14 protein-coding genes and 1 tRNA gene are annotated in these 18,590 nt (G+C 67.9%); 5 read left to right on the top strand and 10 right to left on the bottom strand.

Annotated elements, in window-relative coordinates:
• The first annotated feature begins 207 nt into the window (after window positions 1-207).
• Window positions 208-3,447 carry an autotransporter outer membrane beta-barrel domain-containing protein gene (locus Q0P60_RS03935; RefSeq protein WP_294988531.1) on the top strand — a complete coding sequence of 1,080 codons (3,240 nt, stop codon included), beginning with the start codon at window positions 208-210 and terminating at the stop codon, window positions 3,445-3,447.
• An 895-nt stretch (window positions 3,448-4,342) separates the two neighbouring features.
• Here Q0P60_RS03935 and ychF read toward each other — a convergent pair.
• From ychF to Q0P60_RS03975, 8 genes are all read right to left on the bottom strand, one after another.
• Entirely contained in the window at window positions 4,343-5,434 is a 1,092-nt protein-coding gene (gene ychF, locus Q0P60_RS03940; protein WP_100471380.1) for a redox-regulated ATPase YchF, read from the bottom strand.
• 142 nt (window positions 5,435-5,576) lie between these two features.
• Entirely contained in the window at window positions 5,577-6,155 is a 579-nt protein-coding gene (gene pth, locus Q0P60_RS03945) for an aminoacyl-tRNA hydrolase (RefSeq protein ID WP_008268208.1), read from the bottom strand.
• A gap of 47 nt (window positions 6,156-6,202) precedes the next feature.
• Window positions 6,203-6,817 (bottom strand): 50S ribosomal protein L25/general stress protein Ctc, encoded by a 615-nt coding sequence (locus tag Q0P60_RS03950; protein ID WP_294988539.1) that lies wholly within the window; start codon window positions 6,815-6,817, stop codon window positions 6,203-6,205.
• A gap of 109 nt (window positions 6,818-6,926) precedes the next feature.
• Window positions 6,927-7,886: a ribose-phosphate diphosphokinase gene (locus Q0P60_RS03955; RefSeq protein ID WP_005415400.1), complete on the bottom strand. Its 960-nt coding sequence runs from the start codon at window positions 7,884-7,886 to the stop codon at window positions 6,927-6,929.
• Between the two features lie 140 nt (window positions 7,887-8,026).
• Window positions 8,027-8,103 (bottom strand) — tRNA-Gln (locus tag Q0P60_RS03960).
• An 11-nt stretch (window positions 8,104-8,114) separates the two neighbouring features.
• A complete protein-coding gene (ispE, locus tag Q0P60_RS03965; protein ID WP_294988542.1) occupies window positions 8,115-8,984 on the bottom strand; it encodes a 4-(cytidine 5'-diphospho)-2-C-methyl-D-erythritol kinase in 870 nt (289 codons plus the stop codon).
• The gene (lolB, locus tag Q0P60_RS03970) at window positions 8,981-9,640 is read right to left on the bottom strand and encodes a lipoprotein insertase outer membrane protein LolB (RefSeq protein ID WP_294988545.1); all 660 of its coding nucleotides are present in this window, start codon (window positions 9,638-9,640) and stop codon (window positions 8,981-8,983) included. The genes ispE and lolB overlap by 4 nt, the downstream gene beginning before the upstream one ends.
• Entirely contained in the window at window positions 9,637-11,322 is a 1,686-nt protein-coding gene (locus Q0P60_RS03975; protein WP_294988548.1) for a tetratricopeptide repeat protein, read from the bottom strand. Before Q0P60_RS03975 ends, lolB begins: the two co-directional genes overlap by 4 nt.
• A gap of 63 nt (window positions 11,323-11,385) precedes the next feature.
• On the opposite strand from Q0P60_RS03975, the gene hemA reads away from it, so the two are divergent.
• From hemA to ppk2, 4 genes are read left to right on the top strand one after another with little or no spacing between them, the layout of a single operon-like run.
• A complete protein-coding gene (gene hemA / locus Q0P60_RS03980; RefSeq protein ID WP_294988551.1) occupies window positions 11,386-12,669 on the top strand; it encodes a glutamyl-tRNA reductase in 1,284 nt (427 codons plus the stop codon).
• A complete protein-coding gene (prfA, locus tag Q0P60_RS03985) occupies window positions 12,647-13,729 on the top strand; it encodes a peptide chain release factor 1 (RefSeq protein WP_294988554.1) in 1,083 nt (360 codons plus the stop codon). Before hemA ends, prfA begins: the two co-directional genes overlap by 23 nt.
• A 5-nt stretch (window positions 13,730-13,734) precedes the next feature.
• Complete coding sequence (locus Q0P60_RS03990; RefSeq protein ID WP_294988557.1) at window positions 13,735-15,441, top strand: tetratricopeptide repeat protein; 1,707 nt, start codon at window positions 13,735-13,737, stop codon at window positions 15,439-15,441.
• A gap of 46 nt (window positions 15,442-15,487) precedes the next feature.
• On the top strand, window positions 15,488-16,270 hold the full coding sequence (gene ppk2 / locus Q0P60_RS03995; protein ID WP_294988560.1) for a polyphosphate kinase 2: 783 nt from the start codon (window positions 15,488-15,490) through the stop codon (window positions 16,268-16,270).
• 397 nt (window positions 16,271-16,667) lie between these two features.
• On the opposite strand, the gene Q0P60_RS04000 is transcribed toward ppk2, so the two are convergent.
• Window positions 16,668-17,243 (bottom strand): redoxin domain-containing protein, encoded by a 576-nt coding sequence (locus tag Q0P60_RS04000; RefSeq protein ID WP_294988563.1) that lies wholly within the window; start codon window positions 17,241-17,243, stop codon window positions 16,668-16,670.
• Window positions 17,240-18,514, bottom strand: a complete 1,275-nt coding sequence (locus Q0P60_RS04005) for a YihY family inner membrane protein (RefSeq protein ID WP_294988566.1) — start codon at window positions 18,512-18,514, stop codon at window positions 17,240-17,242. The genes Q0P60_RS04000 and Q0P60_RS04005 overlap by 4 nt, the downstream gene beginning before the upstream one ends.
• Window positions 18,515-18,590 lie beyond the last annotated feature (76 nt).

An 18,590-nucleotide genomic window follows, 5' to 3' on the forward strand; every position in this document is an offset into this window, starting at 1 on the left:
GGAAACGCCTGATTCCATCGACCGCCGCCGCTTCCTAGGCTGGACCCATCCCGCCACGTGGCGCCTGCTGGCTGTTGCTGCGCTGTCATGGGGGACGGAAGCCGATGGCGCCTGCAGTCGCCATTGCAGATGGCTTCCGTAGCGAAGCGGCCCCGCCGCGCCAGTTCGCGCAGCCGCGCTGCGCCCTGCCACAGGAAGTCCTCCAGCATGAACGCCTCCCCCACACGGCCTCGCCGTGCGTCCGCGCGCGCGTGCGCCACGCGCGTGCCGCTCATTCCCGGCCTGCTCGCCAGTGCCCTGTGCGCCGCCCTGCCGGCACACGCCGCCGAACTGACCGGTCCGCTGCAGGTCAGCGGCGGCGACAGCCTGCAGCTTGGCGCAGATGATGTCCTCAGCCACAGCGCAAGCGGCTTTGCGCTGACGGTCAGCGGTGCGGGCAGCCATGCGCAGATCGCCGGCAGCCACATCAAGGTGACCGGCAATGGCAGCGCGGTATCCGCCACCCAGGGCGGCCAGGTGCAGCTGCAGGGCGCAACGCTTTCAATTGCGCCGGCAACCGGCGTCGGCTTCTATGCGCTGTATGCCAGCGGTGCCGGCAGCGTGATTGATGCGCACGACGTGGATATCGATGGGACGCATAACGGCAGCGGCTATGCCAGCGTGCAGGCCTACAACGGCGGCGTGCTCCGCTACCGGGGTGGGCGCATCACGGTGAGCGGCGGTGTTGGCACGCTGGCGGGGGCCTCCGGCAACGGCAGCGAAGTGCATCTGGACAACCTGCAGATGAGCGCCGGCAGCGGCGCGCGCCTGCGCGCCGAGAGTGCCGGCCTGCTGACGATCCGCAACAGCCGGATCACGCTGGCACCCGGCGGTGTACTGGCTGGCGTTGCGGTGGACGGCGCAGGCAGTCGTGCCGAGCTGTACGACACCCGCATCGACGGAGGCTGGTTCGATATCGGCGGCGGCGGCAGCGTGCTGCTGGAGAACGTGCAGGCCGACTCGGTGGGCGGTAGCCTGCGCCTGCTCGGCAGCAGCATCGCGCGCGTCCATTCCAGCGCCGTGATCAACGGCGGCCGTTTCGATACCGTCGGCGGCTATGGCGTGAACGTCAACAGCTGGGGCCAGCTGACAGCTGATGGCACCCATTTCACGGTCCGCGACGGCAACTCCGGGATCTGGTTGTCCGGAGCGGATTCACTGGCTGACCTGAGCAACACCGTGATCAGCACCTTCGGCGACACCGGATACGGCCACGGCGTGGACGTCTGGGGCGGCACCGCAACGATCACCGGTGGCAGCATCGATACGCATGGCGACGGTGTTTACGGCCTGCGCGCGTCCGGCAGCAGTCCGCCGACGCCCTACTCGCGGATCCGTGCCAGGAACGTGGATATCGCCACCTACGGCGCCGCGTCCGGCGGCGTGTTCCTGGGCGGCAGCACGGCGGACGTGCAGCTGGACGGCGGTTCGATCAGTACCCACGGGGCGTCCTCGTTCGGCATCGTGCAGATGAACACCGCCAGGCTCAGCGCCGACAACCTGCGCATCCATGCGCAGGGCGCGAACTCGGGCGCCTATCGTTCCTACGTCACCGTGTTCGGTCCGTACTGGGACCGCGTGGTGTTCAACAAAAGCCAGATCGAGACCAGCACGGGTGCCGCCTTCTGGCTGCAGGGCAGCAATCATGCGCTGAGCATCAACGGCAGCGACGTCATTGCCGGCAACGGCAGTGGCCGGCTGCTGCGGGTCAGCGACACGGTGTTCACCGACGGCAGCCGCGTGGCGACCAGCCGTATCGACTTCAGCGCCGATGCCAGCACACTGCGCGGCGACGTGGTGGTCGACAGCGCGACCGCTGACGTGCACATGGTCCTGCGCAACAACACGCGGTTCAGCGGTGCGCTACGTGATGAATCCGGTTTCCGGCTCGCACGGCTGGCACTGGATGGCAGCAGCCAATGGAACGTGCGCGCCAGTTCCAGCGTCGGCACGCTCGAGCATGCCGGCAGCATCGTCTTCGACGCCCCCGCATCGGGAGCATTCAAGACCATCACCGTCGACGGTGACTACGTCGGCCAGGGCGGCCACTGGGTGTTCAACCGCGCCCTGGGGGATGACGCCTCGCTGGGCGACCAGCTGGTGATCGGCGGCAACAGCAGCGGCACCGCCAGCGTGAGCGTGCGCAATGCCGGCGGTGCAGGCGCGCTGACCCGGGAAGGCATCCGCCTGATCAGCGTCGGCGGCCAGTCGGATGCGCAGTTCGGCCTGCAGGGGCGTGCGGTGGCCGGCGCCTACGACTACTTCCTGTTCAAGGGCGGCACCTCGACCCCGGATGATGGGCACTGGTACCTGCGCTCGGAGTACGTACCGCCGGTGGATCCGCCCGTGCCCCCGGTCGATCCGCCGGTCGATCCGCCGGCCCCCCCGATCGATCCGCCCGGCCCGCCGCAACCGCCGGTTGACCCACCGCTGCCGCCTGCGCCGCCGATCGATCCGCCGCGCCCGCAGGTGGAGCGCCCGGAGCCGGCCGCCTACCTGGCCAACCGCAGCGCCGCACTGGGCATGTTCCGGCACAGCCTGCACGACCGCGCCGGCGATCCGGCCACCGAGAACGGCAGCGATGCAGTGGCCTGGATGCATCTTCGCAGCGAGCAGCCCGGCGGCCACAACCGCAGCCGCCAGGTACGGGTGGAGGGTCATATCAACAGCCTGTTGATTGGCGCTGGACGTCGCTTCGATGTCGGTGGCAGCGGCGAACTGCAGGCCGGTGCAATGCTCGGCCATGGCCGCGCGCGCAACGACAGCCGCTCGCAGCTGACCGGCTACGCCGCGCGCGGCGTGATCACCGGCAGCAGCGTCGGCGCCTATGCCACCTGGTTGCAGGACGCACGCCTGGAGGGCGGTGCCTATCTGGATGGCTGGCTGCAGTACGGCCGCTTCCGCAACAGCGTGCAGGGCGATGGCCTGCACAAGGAGCGCTACGACGCCCGCAGCTGGAGCGCATCGGCCGAGGCCGGCTATGTACTGCCGCTGCAGCGCAACGCGCAGCGTGGCATCTACCTGGAACCACAGGTGCAGGTCGTGCACAGCCGCTACGACAGTGACCGCGTGGTCGAGGCCAACGGCACCCGGGTCGAGGACCGCGGTGGTGGCGAGACAAGCACCCGCCTCGGCCTGCGCCTGTACAGCAGGGCGCTGGGTGCGGCGCAGGGCCAGGTCCATCCGTATGTGGCGGTGAACTGGTGGTCCGGTGGCAATGGCGCAGGGCTGGCGATGGACGGCGAACGCCTGCAACGGCAGCTGCCGCGTGACGTCTACGAGGCCAAGGCCGGCGTGCAGCTGAACCTGTCCGGTGGTTGGCGGGGCTGGGGAGAAATCAGCCGGCAGCGTGGCGGCATGGGCTTCCGCAACGTCGGCGCGCAACTGGGTCTCTCCTACAACTGGTGATGCGGGAAGCGCCCGGCAAGGGATGGCCGGGCGCTTTTTTGCGCGTGCCACGCTGTAGAGCCGAGCCCATGCCCGGCTCTGCAGGGCGCTCAGAGGTTTTCCACACATCACGTGGAAAGCGATGGGAGTTTGCTGTGGACAAGCGCCTGCGAACCACGTGCCGCAGGCGTTTCCGCAGGTGGTGTTTTTTTGTCCAACCGTCATCTGACCCCGACGCCAACAGCCGAGCGTGGGCTCGGCTCTACAGGGCGGTCAGGGGTTTTCCACACATCACGTGGAAAGCGGTGGGAGTTTGCTGTGGACAAGCGCCTGCGAACCACGCCCCGCAGGCGTTTCCGCAGGTGGTGTTTTTTTGTCCAGCCGGTATCTCCTGCTGGGGTCAGATCCCTTTTGCCTGCAAAAGGGATCTGACCCCGACGCCAACAGCCGAGCGTGGGCTCGGCTCTACAAGGTAGTCAGGGGTTTTCCACACATGGCGTGGAAAGCGGTGGGAGTTTGCTGTGGACAAGCGCCTGCGAACCACGCCCCGCAGGCGTTTCCGCAGGTGGTGTTTTTTTGTCCAGCCGGTATCTCCTGCTGGGGTCAGATCCCTTTTGCCTGCAAAAGGGATCTGACCCCGACGCCAATAGCCGAGCGTGGGCTCGGCTCTACAGGGCGCTCAGAGGTTTTCCACACGTCACGTGGAAAGCGGTGGGAGTTTGCTGTGGACAAATGCCTGCGAACCACGTGCCGCAGGCGTTTCCGCAGGTGGTGTTTTTTTGTCCAGCCGGCCTCTCCTGCTGGGGTCAGATCCCTTTTGCCTGCAAAAGGGATCTGACCCCGACGGATCGCAACTCCGGAAACGCGAACGCCCCGCACAAGGCGGGGCGTCCGGCGCTGATCCGATGGCGCAGGATCAGACGTTGAAGCGGAAGTGCAGGATGTCGCCTTCCTGCACGCGGTACTCCTTGCCTTCCAGGCGCAGGCGACCGGCTTCCTTGGCGCCGGCTTCGCCCTTGTACTTGATGAAGTCGTCATACGCGATGGTTTCCGCGCGGATGAAGCCCTTCTCGAAGTCGGTGTGGATGACGGCGGCGGCCTGCGGCGCGGTGGCGCCCTTGCGCACGGTCCATGCACGGACTTCCTTCACGCCAGCGGTGAAGTAGGTCTGCAGGCCAAGCAGGCTGTAGGCCGCGTTGATCACGCGGTTCAGGCCCGGCTCGCTCAGGCCGAGGTCGGCCAGGAAGGTATCGCGGTCTTCGTCGTCGAGCTGGGACAGCTCTTCTTCGATCGCGGCCGACACCGGCACCACCTGCGCGCCTTCGGCGGCAGCATGCGCGCGTACGGCTTCCAGGTGCGGGTTGTTCTCGAAACCGTCCTCAAGCACGTTGGCGATGTACATCACCGGCTTCAGGGTCAGCAGGAACAGGTCACGCACCAGCGCCTTTTCTTCCTCGTCCAGGCCAACCGAACGGCCGGCCTTGCCGTCCGACAGCGCCGCCTGCAGCTTGGCCAGCACCGGCTTGCGCGCTGCCGCGTCCTTGTCGCCGCCCTTGGCGGCGCGCTCGGCGCGGTTCAACGCCTTCTCGACGCTGTCCAGGTCGGCCAGGGCCAGTTCGGTATCGATGGTTTCGATGTCCGAGATCGGGTCGACCTTGCCGGCCACGTGCACGATGTCGCCGTGCTCGAAGCAGCGCACCACGTGGGTGATCGCATCGACCTCGCGGATGTGGGCCAGGAACTTGTTGCCCAGGCCTTCACCGCTGGCAGCACCGGCCACCAGGCCGGCGATGTCGACGAACTCGACCGCGGTGGGGATGACCTTCTGCGGATTGATGATGGCCGCCAGCTCGTTCAGGCGCGGATCCGGCACCGGCACGATGCCGACGTTCGGTTCGATGGTGCAGAACGGGAAGTTCGCCGCGGCGATACCCGCCTTGGTCAGCGCGTTGAACAGGGTCGACTTGCCGACGTTGGGCAGGCCGACGATGCCGCATTTGATACCCATGGGTGACAGCTCTCTGGGGTGAAAGTGATTGGGAAAACAGCGACGTGGGCGCCGTTTTTCCAATCATTCTCCGTACCGACCCACGGTCGGTACCTACCGGACCTCTTGCGTACCGACCCACGGTCGGTACCTGCCGGGCCGATTATTTCGGGGTGTGCAGGCGCTTCATCGCTTCGCTGAAATCGCCCTGCACCGCCAGCGGCATCACGTCGATCGCATCGTCGATGGCACGCGCGATCAGCACGTCATCGTCCTTCGACGGGCGGCCCAGTACCCAGCCCACCACGCGGTCCTTGTGGCCGGGGTGGCCGATACCCACGCGCAGGCGATGGAACTTGCCGTGGCCGAGCAGGCGGATGGTGTCGCGCAGGCCGTTCTGGCCGCCATGGCCACCGTCGAACTTCAGCCGCGCCACGCCGGGCGCCAGGTCCAGTTCGTCGTGGGCCAGCAGGGTTTCTTCCGGCTCGATCTTCCAGAACCGCTGTGCGGCGGTGACCGACTTGCCGCTGAGATTCATGAAGGTGGCCGGCTTAAGCAGCCATACGGTCTGCCCGGCGATCTCGACCTTGGCGGTCTCACCGAACAGCTTGCTGTCCACGTTCCATCGCGCACCGGCTTTTTCAGCCAGGGCCTCAACGAAATGAAACCCGGCATTGTGCCGGGTCCGGGCGTGTTCCGATCCGGGGTTGCCCAGACCGACGATCAGTCGCAGTCCTGCCATGGTTCCTTCCAGCACGGCGCCTGCCCGAAGGCAGGCGCCGCTTGGTATTACTCGGCAGCCGCTTCTTCGTCGGCCGCGTCAGCCTTGCCGGCCTTGGCGGTGACGATGGCGTCGTCGTGGTCCTTGCCCAGCGCCAGCGCCGGGAGTTCCACGCCCTTCGGCAGCTTGATGTTGGACAGGTACACCACGTCACCGGCCTTCAGCTCGCCCAGGTCGACTTCGATCGACTCCGGCAGGTCCTTCGGCAGGCAGGTGATGGTCACTTCCTTCAGTTCGTGGGTGACCACGACGTCGGCAGCCTTGCCGGCCGGCGAGGTGTCTTCGTTGACGAAGTGCAGCGGGACCGAAGCGGTCAGGGCTTCGTTCTCGTTCACGCGCTGGAAGTCCAGGTGCATGATCAGCTGCTTGTACGGGTGGCGCTGCATGTCACGCAGCAGGACCTTCTGCACCTGGCCGTCCAGGTTCAGGTCCAGGATCGAGGCATAGAACCACTCGTTCTGCTGGGCCAGCCAGATTTCGTTGTGGTCCAGGCTGATGGCGACCGGCTCGGCGTTGCCGCCGTACACGATGGCCGGGATCACACCAGCGTGACGCAGGCGGCGGCTCGCACCCTTACGCTGCAGTTCACGCTTGGTGACCTTGATTTCATGGGTCTTCGACATTTTCGACTACTCAGGTTGTTGCCTCGCCTTGCGGCTTGGCGGTTGAAGATGCTTCCGCGACCAGAAGCACCCGGGGCATGTCCCCGCCGTTGCCGGCAGGGACGAAAAATCAGTCGACGTACAGCGAGCTGACCGACTCGCCGAAGGCGATGCGGCGCATCGTTTCAGCCAGCATCTCCGCCACGCTCAGCTGGCGGATCTTGCTGCACACCCGTGCTGCGTCCTTCAGCGGAATGGTGTCGGTCACCACCAGCTCGTCGAGCTGGGAATTGGTGATGTTGTCCACCGCCGGGCCCGACAGCACCGCGTGGGTGCAGTAGGCGGCGACCTTGAGCGCGCCGCGCGCCTTCAGGGCAGCGGCAGCGGCGCACAGGGTGCCAGCGGTATCGACGATGTCATCGACCATCACGCAGGTCTTGCCTTCGACGTCACCGATGATGTTCATCACGGTGGAGACGTTGGCGCGCGGGCGGCGCTTGTCGATGATCGCCAGATCGGCGTCGTCCAGGCGCTTGGCCACCGCACGGGCGCGGACCACGCCGCCCACGTCCGGCGAAACAACGATCAGGTTCTCGGTGCCGTAGGCGCGCCAGATGTCGGCCAGCAGCAGCGGAGAGGCGTACACGTTGTCGACCGGAATATCGAAGAAGCCCTGGATCTGGTCGGCGTGCAGGTCGACGGTCAGCACGCGATCAGCGCCAGCGGTGCTGAACATCTTGGCCGCCAGCTTGGCGGTGATCGGCACGCGCGAGGAGCGCATGCGGCGATCCTGCCGCGAGTAGCCGAAGTACGGCACCACGGCGGTCACGCTGGCCACCGATGCGCGCTTGAGCGCGTCGATCAGCACCAGCAGTTCCATCAGGTTTTCCGCGCTCGGCGCGCAGGTCGGCTGGATCACGAACACGTCCTGCTTGCGGACGTTCTCTTCGATTTCCACCTGCACTTCACCATCGGAGAAGTGCGAGACCAGCGCCTTGCCCGGGCGGACCCCCAGTTCCTTGCAGATGTTCTGCGCCAGACGTTTGTTGGCGTTGCCGGAAAAGACCAGCAGGTTCGGGGACTCTTGCATCATGATTGTCTCGGGCGGGGACGAGTGGCGGGGATCCGGAGTCGGCAAGGACCCCGATGGACCCTTGCTGCTGACAACACCGCGGTTGTTTCCACGTCCCGCGCGGGCGATGCGCTGGAAGGCGCGGACACAGCCGCTATTGGCAGGGGCGGTAGGATTCGAACCTACGAATGCCAGGATCAAAACCTGGTGCCTTGGGCCTCTTGGCGACGCCCCTGCATTGATAAATCAGTGTTGCTCGAGTGCATCCAGCAGTGGCGAACGCGCAACGCCCGCAGCCACCCTTGCCCGCAACTCCTTCGGCAATTCCGACCGTCCCTGCTCTGCGGCAGACTGCGATGCGAACTCGACGAAACAACCACTTCCCGAACCGGTCAGCCGCGCCGATCCTATGCCGCTCAACGCTGCAAGCGCTGCCTCGACGGCAGGCTCACGGCGGCGCAGCACCGGTTCGAACGCGTTCCCGACCAGGGTTCCGGAAGCGAAGTCCTCTATTTTCGCCACTGGGCTGTCGCGCGTCAAATCCGGGTCTGCGAACAGGGCCGGGGTGGGCACATGAACACCCGGCTCAACCACCACATACCAGGCCGGCGCCAGCTCGATCGGCTGCAGGCGTTCACCTACGCCTTCGGCCCAGGCGTTGCGGCCGCGCACGAACACCGGCACATCGGCGCCCAGCCGAAGGCCCAATGCGGCCAGCGCATCTTCGTCCAGGCCAACCCGCCAGAGCCGGTTCAGCACCACCAGCACGGTCGCCGCATCGGATGACCCTCCGCCGAAACCACCCCCTGCCGATACGTGCTTTTCAACGATGATGTCCGCACCTTGCGCGACATTTGCGACATCTTTCAGCAGAAGCGCGGCACGCACGGCCAGATCATCGGCCTCCGCCACTCCCGCCAGGCCCTCGCCCTGCCGGCGCACCTGGCCGTCTTCACGCAGGCGCAGGCCAATCCGGTCGCCCCAGTCCAGCAGGCGGAACACGGTCTGCAGGTCGTGGTAACCGTCGGCGCGGCGGCCAGTGATATGCAGGAACAGGTTCAGCTTGGCCGGGGCCGGCCACCAGGACCAGCCCGCGTCGTCACCCGCGGCACTCATGGCGAGCCCTGCCCCCACTGGTCCACCAGCAGGCGCACCTTGGCGTCGCCACTGCTGGCCTCGATCCGGCGCGGCAGCGCCGGGCGCCCGGCCTCGGCCGGGTACCAGTCCAGGTACTGCACCTGCCAGCCCATCTGCTGCATGCGCCGCGGACGACCCTCGCCATCGCGCTCGACCGTCTCCGGGCCGGCCGCGTCACCGGCGACCAGGCCACGGATCCAGTCCGGCAGCTGATTGACCGGAATGTCCCAGCCGGTCGCTTCCAGCAGCAGTTGCTGGGCGTCCTCGCCATCGCGCGGGCCGCCGGCCAGCCCCTCCAGGCGGCCCGCCTCGGAATGGGTATCGCCGGTCAGCTTCCAGCTCTGCCGGGTCACCGGCGCGCTCAGCTCGACCCCATAGCGCCGCCCCTCCTGCTTCCAGTCGATGCGGCCGCTGCCGCCATCCTTGCCCTTGCTGACCGCGACCCGGCCCTGGAAAGCCCAGTCCGGCTGGGCATGCAGCGCAGCCACGCGCGCGGCCTCGGCCTGCGCGGCCTCGGCCGATACCGTTTCGACCACGGCCGGCGCCGGCGTCTTCTGCGTGCCCACGCTGGTGCAGGCGGTGACCGCCAGGGTCGCGGCCGCCAACAGCAGCGGCCGGATCAGGGAAACACTCATGGATTGAATTTCTCGCGGGCGCGCAGCAGCGCGCGGTTTTCAGGATCGAGCTTGGCAGCCTCTTCGAAGAAGTGGCGGGCCTCGTCATGCTTGCCCAGCACCCACAGCACTTCGCCAACGTGGGACGCGATCTCCGGGTCCTTGGCCAGGGTCCAGGCGCGGCGCAGCTGCACCAGTGCCTCTTCCTTGCGCCCCAGGCGGTACAGCACCCAGCCATAGCTGTCGACGATGGCGGCATTGTCCGGCTCGGCCACGCGGGCACGATCGATCAGTTCCAGCGCCTCCTGCAGGCGCCCGGTACGGTCAGCCAGGGTATACCCCAGCGCGTTGAGCGCCGGCACGTTCTCCGGTTCGGTCACCAGGATCTTGCGCAGGTCGGCCTCGGCACGCGGGATGTCGTCGCGACGCTCCCAGGCAAGCGCACGGGCGTACAGCAGGCCGTTGTCATCCGGGTAGGCGGCCAGGCCGCGGGCCAGCGCATCCAGCTCACCGGCACTGTCATCGGCGCGCTGGCGCAGCTCGGCCTCCAGCAGGTAGGCGTCGCGGCGCACATCGTCGTCGACCACCGCATCGGACTGGATCGCATGTACTTCGTCCAGCGCCAGCGGCAGTCGCCCGGCCAGCGCCTGGGCATTGGCGGCACGCAGGCGCGCCTCGCTCAGCTCATCGCCGCCGGGCACGCTGTGGTACCACTGCACCGCCTCGGGGTAGCGTTTCAGGTACTCGGCGATCTTGCCCAGCAACAGGCGCTGCGCCGGATCCGGCTTGGCCGCCTGCCGCGACAGCTCGTTGTACAGGTTGGACAGCGCGGCCTTGTCGCCCTGCTTGGCCAGCAGCGAGGCCCGCATGCCCCAGGTCTGCACGTCCTGCGGGCCGAACGCCAGCACGCGCTCGGCCGCGGAGGGCTGGCCCAGGCTGTCATAGGCGATGGCCACCGCATTGCGCAGTTCCGGGTCCTGGCGGGTCTTCGGCTCGACGTCGTGCAGCAGCGACAGCGCCTTGTCGGTCTCGCCGGCCTGCTGCAGCTGGCTGGCACGCAGCAGCGCCACGCGCGGCTCCTCGGGGAAGCGCTTGACCACCTCATCGATCATGCGCCGGGCCAGCTCGGGCTTGTCCATGCGCAGCGCGAGGCGGCCGAACTCCTGCCAGGCTTCGATCTTCGGCGGAATGGCATTGGCCTCGACCAGCTCGCCCAGCACCTGCGCCGGCACCGCCGGATCGCGGCCACCACCGATCAACGCGGCCAGCGCGAACTTCCAGCCACGCTCGTCGGGATCGGCCAGCAGGGCCTGCAGTTCGGTACGGGCGGCCTTCACATCGCCCTGGCGCATGGCCAGCGCACCGGCGGCGCTGCGCATGGTCAGCGAGCGCGGCGCGCGCTGCTGCCACAGGGCCAGGCCCTTGGCCGCGCTGGCATCGTCGTTGGCGAGCATGGAAATGCGGGTCGCGCGCTCGGCCAGGCCAGCGTCTCCGTCGGTCTGCTGGGCCGCCTGCAGGTACCAGCGCGCGGCCTCGGCCAGCTTGCCCGCCTGCAGGGCGAACTCACCGGCCATCACCGGTTCCAGCGCCAGTTCCTCAGTGGCCGGGGCCCGCACGGGGGCCTTGGCCGGCACCGCCGCCAGGGCCTGGCCACAGGCCAGGGACAGCAGCAGAACACTGGGGATGCGAATCAATGCGGGCATCGTCGGCATCGGGGCCTTAAAATGTCGTCCAATGGCCAGCAGCTTATCGCAAGCAACTGAACAATGACCCTGTGGGTGCTCGGACTGAATCACCAGACCGCACCGGTGGAGCTGCGCGAACGCGCGGCCTTCGCCGGTGAGGCGTTGCCGCGCGCGCTCGGCTCGCTGCGCGATACCCCGCAGATCGCCGAAGCGGTGCTGCTGTCCACCTGCAACCGCACCGAGCTGTACGCCGTGGCCGACTCGGCGCAGGCGCTGGACCAGTGGCTGCATGCCCAGGCCGGCGACCTGCAGGGCTACCTGTACCAGCACGCCGATGCCGAGGCCGTGCGCCACCTGTTCCGGGTCGCCACCGGGCTGGACTCGATGGTGCTGGGCGAACCGCAGATCCTCGGCCAGGTGAAGGATGCGTGGTCGACCGCGCGTGACCATGGCCTGCTCGGCCAGCGCCTGGACCGGCTGTTCCAGCAGACCTTCTCGGTGGCCAAGCGTGCGCGCACCGATACCCAGGTCGGCGCCAACCCGGTGTCGGTGGCGTCAGCCGCGGTGCGCCTGGCGCAGAATGCGTTCGCGCGCCTGGACGACTCCACCGTGCTGCTGGTCGGCGCCGGCGAGACCATCGAGCTGGCCGCGCGGCACCTGAGTGAAGGCAAGGTGCGACGGCTGCTGATCGCCAACCGTACCCTCGCCCACGCCCAGGAGCTGGCCAGCCGCCACGGCGGCGTAGCGCTGCCGCTGACCGAACTGGACCGCCACCTGGCCGAGGCCGACGTGGTGTTCTCGGCCACCGCCGCGCGCGAACCGGTCATCCACCGCGAGATGGTGGCCAAGGCCCTGCGTGCACGCCGGCACAAGCCGATGCTGCTGTTCGACCTGGCCGTGCCGCGTGACATCGAAGCCGAGGTCGGCACGCTCAACGACGCCTTCCTGTACACCGTCGATGATCTCGAGCGTGCGGTGGAAGACAACCGCCGCGGCCGTCGCGAGGCCGCTGCCGAGGCCGAGGCGATCATCGACCTGCAGGTGTCGCGCTTCGTCGAGACCCAGCAGGCCAGCGCCCACCAGGCGCCGCTGCGGCAGCTGCGTGCGTTCGGCGAGGCCACCCGCACCGAACTGCTGGAACGCGCACGCCAGCAGCTGGCCAACGGCAAGCCGGCCGACGAAGTACTGGAACTGCTGGCCCACGGCCTGACCAACCGCCTGCTGCATCCGCCGACCGCTGCGCTGCGCGCCGCCGCGCTGAGCGGCGATGCCGACCTGACCCGCGCCGCCGAGCGCCTGTTCCCGGCCACGCCGGGCTACCGCCACCCACCCGTGAGACCCGATGACGCCGACCCTGCGCCGTAAGCTGGAAGCGCTGGCCGAGCGCCGCGAAGAACTGGAACGCCTGCTCGCCGAACCCGATGTGGTCGCCGACAACACCCGTTTCCGCGACCTTTCGCGCGAATTCGCCCAACTTGAACCGGTCGCCAACGCGCTGGCCGATGAAACCCGCGCCAAGGCCGACCTGGCCGCGGCCGAAGGCATGCGCGCCGATCCCGACCTGCGTGAACTGGCCGACGAGGAAATCGCCGCCGCGCAGGCGCGCCTGCAGGAACTGGAGCAGGAACTGGCGTTGCTGCTGGTGCCGCGCGACCCACGCGACGAAGGCAACCTGTTCCTGGAAGTACGCGCCGGCACCGGCGGCGACGAAGCGGCGATCTTCGCCGGCGACCTGTTCCGCATGTATGCCCGCTATGCAGAACGCCAGGGCTGGAAGGTCGAGATCGAATCGGACAATCCCGGCGAGCATGGCGGCTACAAGGAAGTGGTGGCGCGCGTGGTCGGCCGTGGCGCGTTCTCGCGCCTGAAGTTCGAATCCGGCACCCACCGCGTGCAGCGCGTGCCGGCCACCGAATCGCAGGGCCGCATCCATACCTCGGCGGCCACCGTGGCGATCATTCCGGAGGCCGATGAGGTTGACGACATCGTCATCAACCCGGCCGACCTCAAGGTCGATACCTTCCGTTCCTCGGGCGCCGGTGGCCAGCATGTCAACAAGACCGAATCGGCGATCCGCATCACCCATGTGCCGACCGGCGTGGTGGTCGAATGCCAGACCGAACGCAGCCAGCACGCCAACCGCGACAAGGCGATGAAGCGCCTGAAGGCGCAGCTGCTCGACGCCGAGCGCCAACGCCAGGACGCGGCGCAGGCCGAGTCGCGGCGCCTGCAGGTCGGCAGTGGCGACCGCAGCCAGCGCATCCGCACCTACAACTTCCCGCAGGGCCGGATCACCGACCACCGCGTCGAAGGCCTGACCCTGTACGACCTGCCCAACATCCTCGCCGGCGATCTCGATCCGCTGCTGCAGCGGCTCAGCCATGAACACCAGGTCGATGCCCTGGCCCAGCTGTCGGCGGGCTGAGCACGATGTCGGCCTGGCAGCAACGACAGCACCTGCAACAAGCGATCGCACGCCAGCCCGGCGATTTCGTCGCCTGGGTGATGCTGGCCGACCTGGAACTGGAAGCCGGTGACATCGCCGCCGGCGAGCAGGCCGCACGGCGTGCGCTGCAGCTGCGCCCGAACCACCCGGAAGCCCTGGCCCGGCTGGGCCGGGTGGCGTGGATGGCCGGCGCGCATGGCGATGCCGCGCGCCTGCTCGGCCAGGCCTCGGCGCTGGCCCCGCAGCACCCGGGGATCGCATTGTGGCTCGGCCACGCACTGGAAGATGCCGACGATGCCGAAGGCGCGTCGGCGGCCTATCGGCGCGCGCACCAGCTGATGCCGGCCGAGCCCTACATCGCCGCGCAGCGCCTAGCCTGGCAGCGCCGCCTGTGCGACTGGCAGGACGTGGACGCGCTCGCCGCGCAGGTACGCGCTGCGCTGGCCTCCGGGCAGGGCGTGGTCGAACCGTTCGCCTTCCTCAGCGAAGACGCCAGTGCCGCCGAACAACTGGCCTGCGCGCGTACCCGCGCCAAGGCCGTGGCCGCCTCGGTGCGGCCGCTGCCCCCGGCGAGCGTGCGCACCCGGGGCCGGTTGCGGGTCGGCTTCCTTTCCAATGGTTTCGGCGCCCATCCCACCGGGCTGCTGACCGTCGCCCTGTTCGAGCAGCTGCGCCACGACCCGGCGCTGCAACTGCATCTGTTCGCGCTGAACCGCGACGACGGCAGCCGCATCCGCCAGCGCCTGCAGGTGGCGGCATCGCTGCATGACGTAGCCGGGCTGCGTCACGCCGACACCGCCGCGCGGATCCGCGCGCAGGGCATCGACCTGTTGTTCGACCTGCGTGGCTGGGGCGGTGGCGGCGCGCCGGAAGCACTGGCGATGCGCCCTGCTCCACTGCAGCTGAACTGGCTGGCCTACCCCGGCACCTCGGGTGCGGCGTGGATGGATGCAGTGATCGGCGATGGCTTCGCCCTGCCGCCGTCGCTGGAGCCGCACTACAGCGAGCGCGTGCTGCGCCTGCCGCGCGCCTTCCAGCCCTCCGACAACACCCGCGTGCTGGAGCCTGCGCCGACCCGTGCGGACTGCGGACTGCCGGCACAGGGCGTGGTGTTCTGCTGCTTCAACAACAGCTACAAGCTCAACCCGCGCAGCATGGGCCGCGCCTTCGCCGTACTGCATGCGGTCCCCGGCAGCGTGCTGTGGCTGTTGTCCGGCCCCGGCCAGGCCGATCAACGCCTGCGCGCCGCCGCGCAGGCCGCCGGGCTGGAGCCGGCGCGCCTGGTGTTCATGGCCAAGCTGCCACACGCGCAGTACCTGGCCCGCTATGCACTGGCCGACCTGTTCCTCGATACCCATCCGTACAACGCCCATACCACAGCGTCCGACGCACTGTGGGCCGGCTGCCCGGTGCTGACCTGCCCGGGCGACACGTTCGCCGCACGCGTGGCCGGCAGCCTCAACCATCATCTGGGCCTGGCACGGATGAATGTCGGCGACGATGCGGCCTTCATCGCCACCGCCAGTGCGCTGGGCAACTCGCCAGCGGCGCTGGCGGCACTGCGCAGCGAACTGGCACAGGCACGCGCGCACAGCGGCCTGTTCGACATGGCCGCCTGTGCCCGTGACCTGTCGTCGCTGCTGCAGCAGCTCGCCGCTGAACACGGCTGGCAGGGCGTCGACATCGCCTGAGCGAAGCCTGCGCTACGCTCGGGCCCCCTCCCCGCGTGGTGTGATGATGGCCAAGCTCAAGCGCAAGGACTACGACGAACTGCTGCTGCCGCTGCAGCTGGAACTGACCGCGATGGCGCGCTGGGTACAGCACAGCGGGCAACGCCTGCTGGTGCTGTTCGAGGGCCGCGATACCGCCGGCAAGGGCGGCGCGATCCAGGCCATCAGCCAGCACCTCAATCCCCGCCAATGCCGGGTGGTGGCGCTGCCCAAGCCCACCGACCGCGAAGCCACGCAATGGTATTTCCAGCGCTATGCGTCGCATCTTCCCGCCGCCGGCGAGATCGTGCTGATGGACCGCAGCTGGTACAACCGTGCCGGCGTCGAGCGGGTGATGGGTTACTGCAGCGAGACCGAATACCAGCAGTTCCTGCGCCAGGCCCCGGTGTTCGAACAGCTGCTGGTGGACGACGGCATCCTGCTGTTCAAGTACTGGCTGTGCGTGGACCAGGAGCAGCAGGAGAAGCGCTTCTGCGAACGCCACATCGATCCACTGAAAGGCTGGAAGCTGTCGCCGGTGGACCTGAAATCACGCAGCAAGTACAGCGCGTATACCGAAGCACGGGAGGCGATGCTGCGCGCGACGCATCGTGAAGGCGCGCCGTGGACACTGGTGGATTTCAACGACCAGCGTCTGGGCCGGCTGACCCTGGTCCGCAACCTGCTGGACCGGTTGCCGGACACACGCGTGGATGCACCGCTGCCGGAGCTGCCGAAGCTGAAAGGCAAGCTGCACCGGGAGCACTACGATGTGCTGAAGCCGATCGAGGACTTCCCGGTCGAGGAGTAGGGCTGTTCGGCAGGGTTGCACCCTGCACCTGCTACAGGCAATGGCAACAGCCGAAGCAACGGCCGAAGCGGCATTCCGTGGGATGGCGGGGCGGTGTCGGAGTGCGGGGACGCCGTGAACCCCTCCATGGGGGCTTGGCAGCCGCATCCATGCGGCTGACACCCCGCAATCCGACACCGCCCCACCTTCGACAGATTCCCGGTAGCTGATGGATCCACGCCATGCGTGGATGAATCTCTGTCAGATATCGAAATCAATCTGGGGTCAGATCCGTTTTCCGCAGGAAAACGGATCTGATCCCAAGAGTCGAAGGCGGGCCGCTGCTGTTGATGTTGCCGGCCAGCGGCCGGCACTACCGCTTCGGCGGGTGCAGGGCCGCAGGCCCTGCCGCCCCCCACTACTTGGCAGCCGCGATCTGCTTTTCGATGTCGGCGGCAGTCACCGGGCCGAGGAAGGTGTGGGCGAGCTTGCCCTGCGGGTCCAGCAGATGCGTCAGCGGCAGCCCACGCGGCGTGGCGAAGTCGGCCGGCGGATCGAACGGGTCCACGATCACGATCGGATAGGTCACCGGGTGCTTGGTCAGGAAGGACTGCATTTCAGCGGCTTCGATGTCCTCATAGGCCAGGCCGACCACTTCGATGTTGCTGCGCATCGCATGCAGTGCCGACAGCTCCGGCATTTCCTTGCGGCACGGCGCGCACCAGGTCGCCCAGAAATTCACCACCACCCATTTGCCACGGTGCGCGGCCAGGTCGTATTCGCTGCCATCCACCGCCTTCATCTTCAGGGTCGGGAACTCGGCCGTGGTGCGCTCGGCCGGTGTCTCCTCGACCGGAGCCGGGGTACTGGGCGCCGGTGCCTGCGCCGGCGGCTGGCTGCTGGCCGGCGTCGGCTCCTGGGCCGGCTTGCAGGCCGACAGGGAAAGCAGCAGGGCCAGTGGAAGCACCAGCAGCAACGGGGTCTTGCGGGTCATGGCATGTCTCCAGAATCGGTATAGATATCACTGACCTTGCGCTTGAGGCGTTCGCGCAGGGGCAGTCGCAGATCGTCCAGCGCCGCCAGTGCGGCACGTCCCAGGCTGTCATCGCGGTACGGCAGGTGCTGCTCGGCCACCGGAATGCGCAGCTGGGTGCATTCGTACAGGTCAGCCAGGCTGACCTGGTCCAGGTCACGTGACAGCAGCCACTCGCCCCGCTCATCCCGGCGCAGCAGCCCGATCTCCTGCAGGTTGCACGCCAGATCCTGCAACAGTGAGTCGGTCAGCATCGGCTCCAGCCGCAGGATCTCATCGTCGGCAAGCCCCTTGCCCTTGGCACGCGCGTGGTGGAAGCGGCCCAGCAGGCGCAGCAGGCCGTAGAACTCGTAGCCCTGCGGCAGGCGCAGTTCCACCGGCTGGTAGCGGAAGGCGGCCATCGACGAAGCCAGCGATGCACCCAGCAGCACGGCCACCCAGCACAGGTAGATCCACAGCAGCAGGATCGGCACGAAGGCCACCGTGCCATAAAGCTTCTGGTAGGACTGGAAGCTGCCCAGGTAGGCGCCGATGCCCCACTTCACCAGTTCCAGGATCACCGCCGCCAGGATCGCACCGGGCACGGCATGCCGCCATTTCACCGTGTGGTGCGGCACCACCCGGAACATCAGCGTGATGCAGACGAACTCGATCAGGATTGGCGCCAGCCGCAGCGCCAGTTCGGCCAGCCAGCGCCCCTCCTGGGTACCGAACAGCGGCATCGCGAACACCCGTGCCGACACCGCCAGCGAGGCGGCGGCCAGCATCGCGCCCAGGGTCAGCACGGTCCAGTAGACCAGGAAGCGGGTCAGCTTGGGCCGGGTCGAACCGACCCGCCAGATCTGGTTGAAGGTCTCTTCGACGCTGTTGAGGGTGATCAGCAGCGACACCACCAGCGCGATGAAGCCGGCCGCGGTCAGCTGCCCGGCACTGGCCGAGAACTGGCGCAGGTAGCCTTCCGCCGCGCGCGCGGCGTTGGGCACGAAGTTGGAGAACACATAATCGCTGAGCTGGTCGCTCCAGCGATCGAAGACAGGGAAGGCCGAGAGCACGCCAAAAACGACGATCGCCAGCGGCACCAGGGCAAACACCGTGGTGTAGGCCAGCGCCGCCGCCGCCTGGAACAGGCGGTCGTCGAGAAAGCGATGCCACAGGAAGCGGCCGAAACTGATGGCCCGTGCGCGATCCCGCGCGCGCTCCATCCACAGGTTGAGCGTATCCAAAGGTTCCATCGGCGAAAGGGTACCCGATGCGGAATGCTCGCAGGATAGCCATACTGGTGGCCACACGACGAGGAGAAGCGGGCAC

Origin of the sequence: uncultured Stenotrophomonas sp., from assembly GCF_945952405.1 — a bacterium.
Classification (GTDB): domain Bacteria; phylum Pseudomonadota; class Gammaproteobacteria; order Xanthomonadales; family Xanthomonadaceae; genus Stenotrophomonas.